Source organism: Armatimonadota bacterium, from assembly GCA_020354555.1.
Lineage (GTDB): Bacteria > Armatimonadota > Hebobacteria.
On record CP070648.1, the window covers coordinates 4,527,524 to 4,541,131 of the forward strand.

11 protein-coding genes are annotated in these 13,608 nt (G+C 68.0%); 6 read left to right on the forward strand and 5 right to left on the reverse strand.

What is annotated here, in order from left to right:
* From JSV65_18585 to JSV65_18610, 6 genes are all read left to right on the forward strand, one after another.
* Nucleotides 1-2,060, forward strand: a 2,060-nt coding sequence (locus tag JSV65_18585; protein UCH34505.1) for a tetratricopeptide repeat protein, incomplete at its 5' end; no start/stop codon positions are given.
* Nucleotides 2,061-2,224: 164 nt separating this feature from the next.
* Nucleotides 2,225-3,121, forward strand: a complete 897-nt coding sequence (locus JSV65_18590) for a glycyl-radical enzyme activating protein (protein ID UCH34506.1) — start codon at nt 2,225-2,227, stop codon at nt 3,119-3,121.
* Nucleotides 3,122-3,176: 55 nt separating this feature from the next.
* Nucleotides 3,177-3,953, forward strand: coding sequence for a polysaccharide deacetylase family protein (locus tag JSV65_18595; protein UCH34507.1), 777 nt, complete (start codon nt 3,177-3,179; stop codon nt 3,951-3,953).
* A gap of 14 nt (nt 3,954-3,967) precedes the next feature.
* A complete protein-coding gene (locus JSV65_18600) occupies nt 3,968-5,035 on the forward strand; it encodes a glycosyltransferase family 4 protein (GenBank protein ID UCH34508.1) in 1,068 nt (355 codons plus the stop codon).
* A gap of 945 nt (nt 5,036-5,980) precedes the next feature.
* Nucleotides 5,981-8,278 carry a glycoside hydrolase N-terminal domain-containing protein gene (locus JSV65_18605; GenBank protein UCH34509.1) on the forward strand — a complete coding sequence of 766 codons (2,298 nt, stop codon included), beginning with the start codon at nt 5,981-5,983 and terminating at the stop codon, nt 8,276-8,278.
* Between the two features lie 99 nt (nt 8,279-8,377).
* A complete protein-coding gene (locus tag JSV65_18610) occupies nt 8,378-9,718 on the forward strand; it encodes an alpha-L-fucosidase (GenBank protein UCH34510.1) in 1,341 nt (446 codons plus the stop codon).
* A gap of 33 nt (nt 9,719-9,751) precedes the next feature.
* Here JSV65_18610 and JSV65_18615 read toward each other — a convergent pair whose 3' ends face one another.
* From JSV65_18615 to JSV65_18635, 5 genes are read right to left on the reverse strand one after another with little or no spacing between them, the layout of a single operon-like run.
* Nucleotides 9,752-10,351, reverse strand: coding sequence for a methyltransferase domain-containing protein (locus JSV65_18615; GenBank protein ID UCH34511.1), 600 nt, complete (start codon nt 10,349-10,351; stop codon nt 9,752-9,754).
* Nucleotides 10,348-11,160: a metal ABC transporter permease gene (locus JSV65_18620; protein UCH36841.1), complete on the reverse strand. Its 813-nt coding sequence runs from the start codon at nt 11,158-11,160 to the stop codon at nt 10,348-10,350. The genes JSV65_18615 and JSV65_18620 overlap by 4 nt, the downstream gene beginning before the upstream one ends.
* Nucleotides 11,161-11,192: 32 nt before the next feature.
* Nucleotides 11,193-11,942 (reverse strand): ABC transporter ATP-binding protein, encoded by a 750-nt coding sequence (locus JSV65_18625; protein ID UCH34512.1) that lies wholly within the window; start codon nt 11,940-11,942, stop codon nt 11,193-11,195.
* Nucleotides 11,926-12,819 carry a zinc ABC transporter substrate-binding protein gene (locus JSV65_18630; protein UCH34513.1) on the reverse strand — a complete coding sequence of 298 codons (894 nt, stop codon included), beginning with the start codon at nt 12,817-12,819 and terminating at the stop codon, nt 11,926-11,928. Before JSV65_18630 ends, JSV65_18625 begins: the two co-directional genes overlap by 17 nt.
* A 2-nt stretch (nt 12,820-12,821) precedes the next feature.
* Nucleotides 12,822-13,565 (reverse strand): DUF1559 domain-containing protein, encoded by a 744-nt coding sequence (locus JSV65_18635; GenBank protein UCH36842.1) that lies wholly within the window; start codon nt 13,563-13,565, stop codon nt 12,822-12,824.
* Nucleotides 13,566-13,608 lie beyond the last annotated feature (43 nt).

A 13,608-nucleotide genomic window follows, 5' to 3' on the forward strand; every position in this document is an offset into this window, starting at 1 on the left:
CGGCCATCTGCCTAATGGCCGGACTGCTCATCGGATACATGCCGCAGGCCGCGTGGCGCCTTTTCCTGCGCGGCATCTTCACCGTGCACCTCGTGCTCGTTTCGCGCATTGCTCGATCCAAGGCGCGCCGCCTCATCGCGGCGCAGCGCAGGGCGATTGGAGACGACCCGAGCAACGCTGAGGCCCACCATCGTCTCGCCCTGCTCGAGTGGGTTGCCGACCAACGTCCGGCGGCGACTCAACACATGGAGACCGCCTACGAACTGACCGAAAACGATCCCGTGGTGGCGCACAACACGGGCATCATTGCCGCACACAGGGGGGACCACCCACGGGCTCTCGAGTTGCTTCGGCGAGCCGCCCAGGCGCTGCCGCCATCGCCCCCCGTCCAGGCTAACGTGGCCTATGCGTTGATCCAATCCGAGCAGCACGACGAGGCGCTCGCGGCGGTGGAAGCGGGCCTGCGGCTGGACGACGGCCACATGAACCTGCGTCAGAACCGCGCCTACCTGCTCGCGCGCCGCGGGAGGTACGAAGACGCGATCCGCGACCTGGAGTACGCTCTCACCAACTCACCGCGCCTGCCCGAAGCGCTCAATAACTTGGGCGTTATCTACCACGCTCAGCGCGACGACGCGGCGGCAATCGCGCAGTTTCGCCTCGCTCTGCGTTACGATTCGCACTACGCCCTCGCGCACTACAACCTCGGCGTCGGCTACGTCGTGCGCAATGAGTTCGCCGAGGCGGCGGAGCGCCTGACGCGCGCCCTGCGCAGCGCTCCCGACCACGCGCGAGTCCGCGCCGAACTCGGGCTGGCCTACTACGGCATGGGCCAGATGGAGCAGGCGTCAGCCGAGTTCCGGCGCGCAATCGAGATCTCGGGCAGCGACTTCGAGATCCGCTACAACTACGGCACGATGCAGCTCAACGAGGGCCACATAGACGCGGCGATGCACGAGTTGGAGCGTGCGGATCAACTGCGCCAGCGGAATGCCGATGTGCTGATCAACCTCGGGCTCGCCGTGTATCTCAAGGGACGGCTGCCCAATGCCCTGAACTACTTCCGCGGGGCGGTCGCGGCGGATGAAGGCCACGCCGTCGCGCGCTACGACGCCGGTCTCGCCTATGACTCGCTGCAGATGCTGGCCGAGGGGGAGGAGCAGCTCAAGCATGCGATAGAGTACAACCCGAATCTGGCCGAGGCCTACAACAACCTCGGCGTCGTCGCCCTGGTGCAGGGGCTGACCGTGGAATCGGTGCAGCACTTCGCCCGTGCGGTTGACCTGCTGCCCACCAGCCCGCTGCCGCCGTCCAACCTCGGCCTCGCCTATTACCTGGAGGGCGACGCCGACGCCGCCGAGCGCGCCCTTCGGCGCGCCCTCGACCTCGACCCCGATCTGCCCACCGCGAGAGACCTCCTCGGTCGCACCTACCGCGACAAGGGCAATCTCGTGAGCGCCATCGAGCAGTGGGAGAAGCTCGTTCAGTTGGAACCGCTCAACCCCGACGCGCAGACCAACCTCGGCCTCGTTTACTTCAAGAAAGGCCGCATGGCGGATGCCATCGCGTGCTTCCGCAAGGTGCTTACGTTCACCCCGCATTCCCCGGAGGCGCACAACAACCTCGGCCTCGCCTACGCCCGCAACAAGCAGCTTGACGAAGCCGTGTACCACCTCGGCCGGGTGTTGGACATGCAGCCCAACAACCCGATTACCCACAGCAACTACGGGCTGGCGCTCTACTTCAAGGGCGAGACGGAGAAGGCCGTCTTCGAGTGGATGGAGGTGACGCGGTTGGCACCGGCCTACGCCCGCGCGCGCGGTGTGTTGTCGCGCGAAACGGCGTATGACGAGTCGCAGATGGTGCTGCGTCCCCTCGACCGCCCCGCGCGGGTGATGCGATTCCCGCCGCGCAGCGCTCCCTTCCATCACAACTTCGAGATGGCGTGGGGTCAGGCGCTCTCCTTCCAGGTGCCGTGGCCTGATGTCGAGAATGCGCGGCGCTGGTTGGAGCGGCGCAGCCGCTTGGCCGAGCGCGTACGCCGGCTCCGGGTTGTGTGAAGAGCGCTTGGCGTCAGCCGCGTTGGCTTCGCGCGAGCGAACGCCCGCGAGTCCCCGTCCCGAGAAGTGTTCGCCCACCGCACGTCGAATAGCATAGATTGGTCTATGCCGCGGCCCGCAGCGGCGCGCGGCGCCGCGGACCTGATACCGAGACTCCGTGACCCATGACCACCGGACTGATCTTCGATATCCAGCGATTCTGCCTCCACGATGGGCCGGGCATCCGCACCACGGTGTTCTTCAAGGGCTGCTCCCTGCGCTGCCGCTGGTGCCACAATCCGGAGTCCATTGCGCGGCAGCCGGAGATGTACTTCTGGCCGGAGCGCTGTCTGAAGTGCGGGGCGTGCGCGCAGGCGTGCCCGCGCGGCGCGATACGCCTCGACGGAGCCCGCCGCGTCCTGCGCCGTCTGTGCGATGCCTGCGGCGAGTGCGCTCGCGTCTGCCCGGGCACCGCCCTCGAGGTCATCGGGCGGGCCATGACGGCGGACGAAGTGCTCGCGGTCGTGCTGCGCGACGAACCGTTCTATCGCACTTCCGGCGGCGGCGTCACCCTCTCCGGCGGGGAGCCGCTCGCCCAGCCCGACTTCGCGCTGGAACTGATGGCCGCGTGCCGGGCGCACGGGCTGCACGTGACGCTCGATACCGCCGGCAATGTTAGGGATGACGTTTTCGGAGCCGCGGCGGCAGCGGCCGACCTCATCTTGCTCGACGTCAAGCATCCGGATCCCGAAGCCCATCGCCGCTTCACCGGCGTGTCCAACGAGCGGGCGCTGCGCAACCTCGCCTTCCTGGCGCGCTCGGGGCGCCGGTTCATCGTACGCGTCCCCGTCGTCCCCGGGTTCAATGACTCTCCCGAGACGCTGCTCGCCCTGGCGCGCCTCGCGGCGGAGAGCGGCGCAGCGGAGCTGAACCTGCTCCCCTATCATCCGTTGGGCGAGTCGAAGAGGCGCCGACTCGGCCGCACGACCGGGTGGCCCGTGCGGGAAGTAATGAAGCGCGATTCGCTCCGCGAGATATGCGAGGAAGCCTCCCGCTTGCTCCGAACGACCATCGGCGGCTAGGTCGGCACGCGTTCCATCGGAAGGACCGCAATCGCCACCACAGAAAACCTACGGCGTGGAACTGCTGTCACGATTGCTCCGCAGCCGCCAGCACGACGCGGCCGACGGCCTCCCCGTCCTGCTCTATCACAAGATCGCGGAGTACGCTCCGGGCGCCGCGGTCAAGAGCCACTACGTCTCCCCGGCGCTGTTCCGCGCGCACATGGCCTTCCTGCACCGCGGCGGCTATCGGACCGTCGGCGTGGACGAGATACTGCGCTACATGCGCGGCGAGGCGGTGGATGTTGAACGTCCGATCGCCATCACCTTCGACGACGGCTATGATTGCGTGTGCCATAACGCCTTGCCCGCGCTCCGGGAGTTCGGCTTCGGCGCGATCGTGTTCGTGCTCGCGGGATTCATCGGCGGGGTCAACGACTGGGAGCCGGAGCGCCCCGCCGTCGTCGAGCCGATGCTGACGGCGGAGCATGTAGTCGAGATGACGGCGGCGGGCGTCGAGTTCGGCTCCCATGCGATGACCCACACCCGGCTCAGCCAGTTGGGGGACAGCGATTTGCGCGGCGAGATGGCGGATTCGAAGAGGATGCTCGAAGACATCATCGGGAGCGAAGTGACGGCGGTGTCGTATCCGTTCGGCGATCAGGACGACAGAGTGCGGGCGTTCGCAGCGCAGGCGGGATACACCGCTGGGTTCACCGTGGAGCGTGGGGTCAACCGTGCCGGCGGTGATCCCTTCGCCATCAAACGCCTCAACATCCGGCGTCACAATTACGTGCCGTTGTTCGCGCGCAAGCTGCGCCGCGCCTACGCGAACGCGGCGCGGCGGGACTGAGGCCAAGGCCAAACGTGCGAGTATATCAATTCATCACGCCCTCTCAGATCGGCGGCGCCGAGGTGCACGTGCTGACCTTGTCGCGCAAGCTCATTGAGCGCGGCCACCGGGTGACCGTCGTCTGCCCGCGCGGCCGCGCGCTGACGCAGGAGCTGCGCCAGCGGGGGTTCGACGTGTGGGCGCCGCGGACGACCGGCAAGCTCGACCCGGTGACACTCCAGCGCCTCGCAGGGCGCCTGCGGCGCGACCGGGCGGACGTGCTGCACACGCATCTGTCAACCGCGAGTCTCATCGGCAGCTTTGCCGCCCGGCTCGCCGGCGTGCCGGCCGTGGCCACCGTGCATGGGCTCAACAGCCGCACCTGCTTCATGCACGCGCGGCGGATCATCGCCGTGTCGCACGCCGTGCGCCGGCACCTGGCTGCGCAGAGCGTCCCCGGGGAGCGCATCAGCGTCATCTACAACGGCATCGAGTTGGCGCGCTATCGGGATGCGCCCGATCCGCGGCTGCAGCGCGCCGTGCTGGGGGTCGTGGACGGCGAAATGCTGATCGGGGCCGTCGGCCGCCTGGGGCCGGAGAAGGGGCATTCCTACCTCATCGAGGCCGCGGCCATTCTGGTGCAGCGCGAATCCCTGCCCGTGCGCATGGTCATCGTCGGCGGCGGCAAGAGCCGCCACGCGCTGGAGCAGGTGGCGCGGCGGTGCGGGGTCGCCGATCGCGTCATCTTCGCCGGGTTCCAGCGCGATGTCATGCCGTACGAATCCGCACTCGACGTATTCTGCCTGCCGTCGCTCAAGGAAGGGCTGTCGCTGTCCGCCCTGGAGGCGATGGCTCTCAGCAAGCCGGTGGTGGCGTCGCGAGTCGGGGGCACGCCGGAGGTTGTGGCCGACGGGGAAACCGGGCTGCTCGTGGAGCCGGCGAACCCGGCGGCATTGGCGCAGGCGTTGTCCGAGCTGATCCGCGACCCGCAGCGCGCGCGGGCCATGGGTCAGGCCGGTCGTGCGCGCGTCGAGCGGCTGTTCGATCTCGAAACCGTGGTCGGGCAGATCGAGGATGTGTATCGGGAGTTGGCGGGGGGATGACCTCGGAGCTCTGAGCCTGCGGGGCATGCGCGGTGAGTGCGAGAGGGTACCGGCGCGGATTCCGGCCCGGCGCGCCGCGCACTGGCCGGGCGCACGGAACCCAGTGGGGCGAACGGGGTCGTCTTTCTCGGGCGTTTCCCGGTTTCCCCCGTGCCCTGTCTTCCCCCGCCCGGAGAAATGGTGAGGCCGCAGGCTGTGCGGGCGTGCCTGCGGCCTCTCGGTGGGGGCTGGGTGGCGGGTCAGGTTCCTAGGTATTCAGTTGCCTGGCCGCGGGGCGAACGGTCGCCTGAGCGCCGCCGTGCCCGCGGTCACGGCTCCCTGTCAGGATCGCCGGGAGTATAGCAGGAATCGCGCGGGGTGTCAAGGTTGACGGGGGTTCGTCTTGGAGCCGCTCAAGGTGATTGTCGCCCCTGAGAAAGGCACTGCGCGTGCGGATTCGCATCTCCAAATCCTGTGGACCTGCCACCGAAAAGCGCTTGCGCTACATTCTGCGCACCCCGGGCCGATACCCACTCCGAGCACCGGCGGAGGATCCGACGCCGCAGAGTCCAGCCCAGCCGGGAAGGAAGTGCTCGTCTTTGTCTCATCTCTACGCCCATTGGCATCGCTCAATCCGAGCTGACTGCTCGTCGCCACCGGTCGCTCTGTCGCTCCTCGATCGGGCAGCGCTCCGTACGAGCGCACACGAGGTGTTGCCGCTCGATCCGCAGAAGCAACGCAACGAAATCCGGATCGCAAGAGGCCGGTGGCTTCAGCGTCGGTGCGAGCACTGCCGAGAGAGGCTCAACGGATCCCGCCGACCTGCGCTCGACGACGCACAAAGGTCATCCGGCAGAACTGCTTGCAGAGGAACCCGTGTTGCGAACCATTCAGGTGTCGAAGCCGGCGTTTGCCTTGTGCCTTTGCGCCTTGGTGGTCTTCGGCAACACTTCGAGGAGCCAGCCATTGAGTAATCCCAATCCGATGATTCGTCTCACCCAGCCGGCGGCGCGGTGGCTCGACGCATTCCCCATCGGCAACGGTCGCCTCGGCGCCATGGTCTTCGGCGGAGCGCCGACCGAACGCCTCGCCCTCAACCACGAGAACTTGTGGCGTGGGAAGACCCGATATCGCACGACGGAACCAAAGCACCAGCACCTCGCCGAAATCCGCGGCCTGTTTTTCGAGGGCAAACTGATCGAAGCCGCCGACCTCGCCGTGCGCCATCTCAGCGGACACGAGCGGCGCGTCCAGCCCTATCAACCCGTCGGCGATCTCACCCTCGACATGCCGGGCCACGATTCGGTGTCCGACTACACCCGCATGCTCGACCTCGCCGACGGCATAGCGCACGTCGCCTACGAATGCGGCGGCGCATCGTGGCAGCGCTCCTACTTCGTCTCCGCGCCGCACCAGGCGATTATCGCCCGGCTGACCTGCGACCAACCGGCGGGCATCACCGCCCAGGTCGCCCTCAGCCGCGTGGATGACCCGGAATGCACCCTCACCCCGTGGGCTGAGGAGGATATCTGCGGCTTCGTCGGGCGCTTTGAGGAAGGCATCGAGTTCGTCGCGGCGCTGCGTGCGATACCCCGCAGCGGGAGAATCGTCCCTGCGGCGGACGGCGGCGCCGCGCTGCACGTCGAGGGCGCGGACGAGCTGCTTGTCCTCGCGGTCGCGGATGTCTCCTGGGATGGGCCGGTGGATCGCGCCGGGTGCATTGCGCGGCTCGCCGCTCTTCCCGCGGATTGGGAGACCCTCCGCGCCGCCCACGTCGCCGAGCACCGCACTCTCTTCGATCGCGTCGGCCTGGAGTTGCACGGCCCCTCGTCAGCCGACACCGCCGACCCGACCGACGAACGCGTTCAGGCGATGAAGGGCGGGGAGGCGGATCCGGATCTCATTGCGCTGTATTTCCAGTTCGGCCGCTACCTTCTCATGGCGAGTTCCCGCTCATGCGACCAGCCGGCCAACCTCCAGGGCATCTGGAACGAGCAGCTCGCGCCGCCCTGGGATTGCGATCTCCACCACGACGTCAACATCGAGATGAACTACTGGCCCGCGGAGGTGGCCAATCTCGGGGAGTGCACGCGGCCCTTCCTGAGCTACCTGGAGCGCGCGCTGCCCGAGGGGCGCAAGGCGGCGCGCGACCTCTATGGCTGCCGCGGCATCTGCCTACCCATCCAGACCGATGTCTGGGACCGCGCCACGCCGGAGGCCCCGTGCTATGACGTGTGGACCGGCGCCGCGGCCTGGCTGGCACAGCACATGTGGTGGCACTACGAGTACACGCAGGACGCCGACTTTCTGCGCGAGCGCGCCTACCCGTTCATTCGAGAGGTCACGGCGTTCTACGAGGACTACCTGGTGCCCGACAAACAGGGGCGGCTCGTGACCGTGCCCTCGCAGTCGCCGGAGAACCGGTTCGTCGGCGGCTCGTCGCCGGTCAGCCTGGGCATCGCGGCGACGATGGACCTGGAGCTGATCCACGAGGTCATGACCCACGCCATCACCGCGAGCGAGGTCCTGGGCTGCGATGCGGCGGAGAGGGAGCGCTTGCAGCGGCTACTACGCGACCTGGCGCCGCTACAGATCGGCCGCCACGGCCAGCTTCAGGAATGGCTCGAGGACTACGAGGAACACGAGCCCGGCCACCGACACTTGTCGCATCTCTACGCCGTGTTCCCCGGAGACCAGATCACGCCGGAAACGCCGGGGATGTGGAAGGCGGCCCGCGTGTCGCTCGAGCGGCGGCTGGCGGCGGGCGGCGGACACACCGGCTGGAGCCGCGCATGGGTCGCGGCGCTGTGGGCTCGGTTCGGGGAAGGCGACCTCGCCCGCGAGCACATGGAGCATCTCATCACGGACTTCGCCACCCGCAGCCTGCTCGATCTGCATCCGCCGGAGATCTTCCAGATTGACGGCAACTTCGGCGGCGCGGCGGCGATTGCGGAGATGCTCCTTCAGAGCCACGGCGGGGTGATTCGCCTGCTGCCGGCGCTGCCTTCCGCCTGGCCCAACGGTCGTGTCAGCGGTCTGCGCGCCCGCGGCGGATTCGAGGTGGATATCGCCTGGGCCGACGGCCGGCTCACCTCGGCAGCGATCACCAGCCTTGCGGGGCGATCCTGCACGGTGGCGGCAGGCGGCACGAATCCGATCGTGACGCACGACGGGCAACCGGTTACAGCGACACGCGACAAGGCAGGGCGCGTGCAATGGCCGACGGCGGCTGGCGAGCGCTATCAAATCGCCCCGGGGAGGTAGGGGCGGCGGATTCCGTCCGCTCAGGTCCTCGCGGCGAGGTGTCGGGGAACGTCGCCGCCCACGACGGATCGATGTGCGCAGTCAGCATGGAGACACGCAATGCGGGATAGTCTGTTTTCGCTTCCTCTCATGCTCTCCATCGCATGGGTATTGTGCGCCGCGAGCGGGCTCGGTGATGCGTCCGGCGCGGCGGCATTCGAGCGAACGACGCACCGCAACGCGCAGTGGTTCCCGAAGGCCGGGCTGGGTCTGTTCATGCACTGGGGGATTCACTCCGCGGCCGGCATCCAGCCCTCCTGGGCGATGATCAAGGATTACCCCGCAGGGGGCGATCCGCGCTTTCACCCGCCCGAGAAGTACTACGCCCTGGCCGATCAGTTCAACCCGCAGCACTACGACCCGGACCAGTGGATGGCCGCCGCCGCGAAGGCCGGTTTCCAATACGCGGTGCTCACCGCCAAACATCACGACGGCTACGCTCTGTGGCCTTCCGCCTACGGCGACCTCAGCACCCGCCAGTACATGGGCGGGCGGGACTTGCTGCAGCCCTACGTCGAGGCATGCCGCAGGCACGGCTTGAAAGTCGGCTTCTACTTCTCGCCTGCGGACTGGCACTACCCCGGCTACCCCGTCGGCGACATGGACTTCGACTACAACAAGCGCGGGCAGCACCGGGAAGTGCAGCCGGTCGAGAATCAGCGGAACTTCGATGCGTTCTATGCCTACACGCGCGGGCAACTCGAAGAACTCCTCACGCGCTACGGCAGGATTGACGTGCTGTGGTTCGACGGGATGGGCTGGCCCGGCATACAGGACATCCACACCGAGGAGACCCTGGCGTGGGTGCGCGAGCTGCAGCCCGGAATCGTCATCAACAACCGCTGGGGCGGGGTCGGCGACTACACGACGCCGGAATGGGATCTGCCCAAGGGCCGGCCCGAGGGATGGTGGGAATACTGCATTTCCTGGAACGGGCACTGGGGCTACAATCCGACGGGGCGATTCAGGCCCAATTCCTGGGTGCTCGAGACGCTGGCGACCGCGCGCGCCTGGGGCGGTAATTTCCTGCTCAACGTGGGCCCCGCACCGGACGGCACGATGCCGCCGGGGTTCTACGAGCGGTGCGACGAGTTGGCGCGCTGGATGGCGAACAGCCGCGAGTCGCTGATCGGGGCCGATCCGACCCCCGGCGACGACCGCGCCAATGTGCCCATCACGCGGCGGCTCGGAGTCTGGTATCTCCACGTGCTCCCGAGTCACGAGGGGGCGGTGGAGGTCCGCCGCGTGCCCGAGCCGAGGGAAGTGACGCTGCTGCGGACAGGCGGCGCGGTTCCGTATCAGTGCGTCGGCGGGGATCTCAGGCTTGACGTACCGGCGCACGAACGCACTGCTCTGGACGACGTCGTCGCGCTGTACTGGGACGAGGCGCCCGGGCCGTAGCCCCGCCTGAGCGGCGGTCGCGTCCGGCGAGCTTCAGCCCGGCTTGCGACCCGCCGCTAGGTAGAACTCCGGCTCGTCAATCACCCGCACCTCGGTGAGCCCGGCCCGCTCGAGCAGCGCCTGCATTTCGGCGGCAACCGGCACGCGGTCTTCGGCGACCACCCCGCCCTGGTCGCAATGCAGCGCGTTGACCGCCTCCCGACCGATGGGGTGGGAGATGATGAGGTGGCCGCCGGGTCGCAGTACGCGGATCATCTCAGCCAGAGCGGCCCGCCGGTCGGGGAAGTGCGGAAACGCGGCATTGCAGATGACTCGGTCGAACGATTCGTCCGCCAGCGCTGGCGCGTCCTGCATGTCGCCTTCGAGGAACGTAACGTTTGCCGGAACGCCCTTGTCGCGTGCGACCGCAAGCATTTCGGCGGAGATATCGAGAGCAACGACGGCCCCGGTATCACCGATGCGCGGGACTATCCGCGGAATGAGCACGCCGGTGCCGGTGCCGACGTCGAGCACCCGCTGGCCGGCGCGCAGGTTCGCTTCTTCCAGCACCCTTTCCAGGCGCGGCGCCATCTCCTTCGGGCGCTCCTCGTCCCAGTGCCGCGCGTGCCGATCGAAAAACTGCCGACGGTTCATTGCTGAGTCGCCTCCGCGGCGCGTGCGCGCTTGATCCGGCGCTTGGGTGAGAGCAAAGCCGCCGCGACAAACACCAGGCTGGACACCACGATGATGAACGCGCCGCTGGGTAGATTGAGCAGGGATGACAGCGCCAGACCCGCCCACCCCGAGAGAACGCCGAAGCCCACGGCGAGCAGAAACATGCGCCGCAGGCTGTACGTCAGTTGATACGCCGCTGCGGCCGGGTTGATGATGAGCGCGAAGACCAACAGCCCACCGATGGCTTTCAGCGACGCCGTGATGGCCGTGCCGCTGAGCAAGAGCAGCCCATAGTACACCGCGGTGGCCGGGATGCCCACCGCGGCCGCGAGTTCCCGATGGAAGACCACCGCCTGAATCTCTTTGAAGAACAGCCCGCTCAGGAGCACGGCGGCAGCAGCGACAACGGCAAGGATGATGAGATCGCTGGGGATGACGGTGAGCGGGCTCCCCCACAGAAGATTGAGCGCCTCGGTCTTGGGGCCGGGGATGAGGGCGAGCAGCAGGAACGACAGCCCAAGGGAGGATGAGAACACGATCCCCATCGCGGTGTCGGGCGCGAAGTCGCCGCGGTCCGCGAGCGGGCCGAGCACACCCGCTGCGGCGAGGGCGAAGAGGAACGCGACGAGCAATGGATGCACGCCGAGCACGAGCCCGAGCAGCGCGCCGGCGAAAGCGGCGTGGGACATGCAGACGCCGATGAAGGACAGCCTCATGATGACGACGAGCACGCCGACCAACGGGCAGGCGATCCCCGCCAGGAAGGTCGCCAGCACGGCGTGCTGCATGAAGCGGTCCTGAAGCAGATCCCAGACCAGCACTAGCTCCTCCCGCCCTCGCCGGCCGTCTCGAACCGCGGCCGACTCAGGCAGAACTGGGCGAACGCCGCCGGGTCGCGCTCGCCGACGATCGCTCCGCCCTGCATCAGGACGACGCGCTCGCAGAGCCCGGCGACAGTGTCCGCGTCGTGAGAGACGACGACGGTGGTGAGCCCGCGCTGCCGGTGCACGGCCTGTATCAGTTCCGGCAGTTCGCGCTGCGCCGCCCAGTCGAGGGATGCGGTCGGCTCGTCCAAGAGCAGGAGACGCGGCTCCTGGGCCAGCGCCCGCGCGATGACGACGCGCTGCTGCTCCCCCCCGGACAGGTGCCCGAACGGGCGGTGTGAGAGATGCGACACGCCGACTTGCTCCAGGGCACGGCGCGCCGCTTCCCTGTCGGCGGCTCCCGGACGGCGCAGAATGCCGAGCCGCCCGTAGCGCCCCATCACGGTCACCTCCCAAGCCGACACGGGAATCCGCGGATCAACACCCAGGGACTGCGGCACATATCCGGCCTGGGTGCGCACAACTCTTGGACTGCCTGCGCCGAGGTCGTGATCGAGCACGCGGACGGTGCCCGATGTCGGCCGCACGAGGCCGTTGATGAGCCTGAGCAACGTCGTCTTCCCGGCGCCGTTGGGGCCGAAGACGCCGAGCAATTGTCCCTCGGGGACCGCCAGCGAAACGCCCCTCAGCGCCGCGTGTTCGCGGTAGGCGACGACGGCATTCTCGATCTCAACCGCGTTCGGCATCGTCACTCCGGACCTTCGAGCGGGTTTCGCCGAGCGCGGCGATGACGCGGCGCACATTGTCGCGCAGGCAGGCGTCCCACGTCTCGGTGTCGGGGAAGCCTCCGGGGAAGTTCGATAACGTCACGTGTGCGGCCCCGATGTCCCCCGCCAGCCCGGCGCCCGCGTGAGGGCCGCTCTGCAAGTTGTCCACGACCAGGCTTATCTTCTGCGCGCGCCCGGTCTCCAACAGCCGGTGCAGCGCTGGCGGGGTCAGCTCCTCGGGCCGCCCGTACGTGCCCGCGATCTCGAATCCCATCCAGCGCACGACCGGCTCGAGCTGGTCCGAGCAAAGCGCGAACCTGCCGGACGGGACGGCTTCGTCGAGATCACGCCGCAGTTCGGCCTCGATCGCTTTGATGCGCCCGGCGGCTTCCGCCGCCCGCCGCTCGTATGCCTCGCGATGCTCGGGCTCGGCCTCGCCCAGAGCACGAGCCACCTCCCCAGCAGCCCGAGCTCGCACCTCCGGCACCAGCCAGTTGCCCTCGACCTCAAGCCGGAAGGTCCGCAGTTGCGGAGACCCCGCTGATTCCACCAACCGGGGCACGAACTGCTCGTAGTCGTGCGCGAACAGGAGCCCGCTGCGCGCGACGGCGCGAGCATCGCCCGGGCGCATGTCGTAATGCCCCGGGCAGCTTCCCGGCGGCACGAGCACCCGAACGGCGATGCGCTCCCCGCCGATCTCCCGGATCAAGCTGGCCAGGTTGGTCGTTGTGGCGACGACCTGCAGTTGAGAGCCGGACTCGGACGCGCAACCGCATACGAGCAATGCGCCGAGAAGCACCGCTGCCGACCACGCCGCCGCCGCGCGCGTGCATACTGCCGGTCGATCGAACCACATGCTTAACGTCCCTCGTAGCTGGTATCCCAGTAATGCCGCCACACGTTCTCCGCCACCGGGCGCGCCGTATCGGGCATCGGATTGCCGACCTCGTCAATGTGATCGGTCGTGCTGTGATACTGCTCGGGCCGCATCCACTTGACGTGCCCGTCGGCGAAGAGCACATTCGAGCCGCCGTTGTGCACGCGGCACACCGCCCAGTACGAGGTCGCGCCGCCCGCAAAGAGGCCCGTCGGGCCGCACGGCGGCCCGGCATTGCAGCGGTCCCACTCCGCGATAAGGATCTTCGCGCTGGGGTTGGCGATCTGATCCATGTACTTCAGCGGAAACCCCTCGACGCCTTCGCTGGGGCATCCGATGTTGTAGCCATGCCCGTAGAACCACGGCAGATCGGGCCGGCTCGGGCAGCGGTTGATCAGTTCGGTCTTGATGTAGGGCTGGAGGCGACTCTTCCACATATACACCGGCGGATAGCCCTCGTCCCAGTCTGAGCAGTACATCGCGAACGCCAGCCCGAGCTGGCGCAGATTGCTCTGGCACACCACGGTGCGCGCCTTCTCCCGCGCCGCGGCGAACACCGGGAAAAGCATCGCCGCCAGGATCGCAATGATCGCGATGACGACGAGCAACTCGATCAGGGTGAAGCCGCGCGGGGGACGGTGAGACGGTGCTCCTGCCGCGGCGCGCAGGCATCTCGATCGGGAATGCCGCGCCGCAGCGGCGCGGCCGCTCTGCGTCCCTCCCATGGGTCGTTCGATCGTCCGCATCCTCTCCCCAGACATCATTCGT

Excerpts from the sequence above, each read along its gene's own strand:
- JSV65_18620 (UCH36841.1), bottom strand. The coding sequence starts at position 11,160 with ATGCAGCACGCCGTGCTGGCGACCTTCCTGGCGGGGATCGCCTGCCCG.
- JSV65_18615 (UCH34511.1), bottom strand. The coding sequence starts at position 10,351 with ATGAACCGTCGGCAGTTTTTCGATCGGCACGCGCGGCACTGGGACGAG.
- JSV65_18610 (UCH34510.1), top strand. The coding sequence starts at position 8,378 with ATGCGGGATAGTCTGTTTTCGCTTCCTCTCATGCTCTCCATCGCATGG.
- JSV65_18590 (UCH34506.1), top strand. The coding sequence starts at position 2,225 with ATGACCACCGGACTGATCTTCGATATCCAGCGATTCTGCCTCCACGAT.
- JSV65_18630 (UCH34513.1), bottom strand. The coding sequence starts at position 12,819 with ATGTGGTTCGATCGACCGGCAGTATGCACGCGCGCGGCGGCGGCGTGG.
- JSV65_18625 (UCH34512.1), bottom strand. The coding sequence starts at position 11,942 with ATGCCGAACGCGGTTGAGATCGAGAATGCCGTCGTCGCCTACCGCGAA.
- JSV65_18635 (UCH36842.1), bottom strand. The coding sequence starts at position 13,565 with ATGGGAGGGACGCAGAGCGGCCGCGCCGCTGCGGCGCGGCATTCCCGA.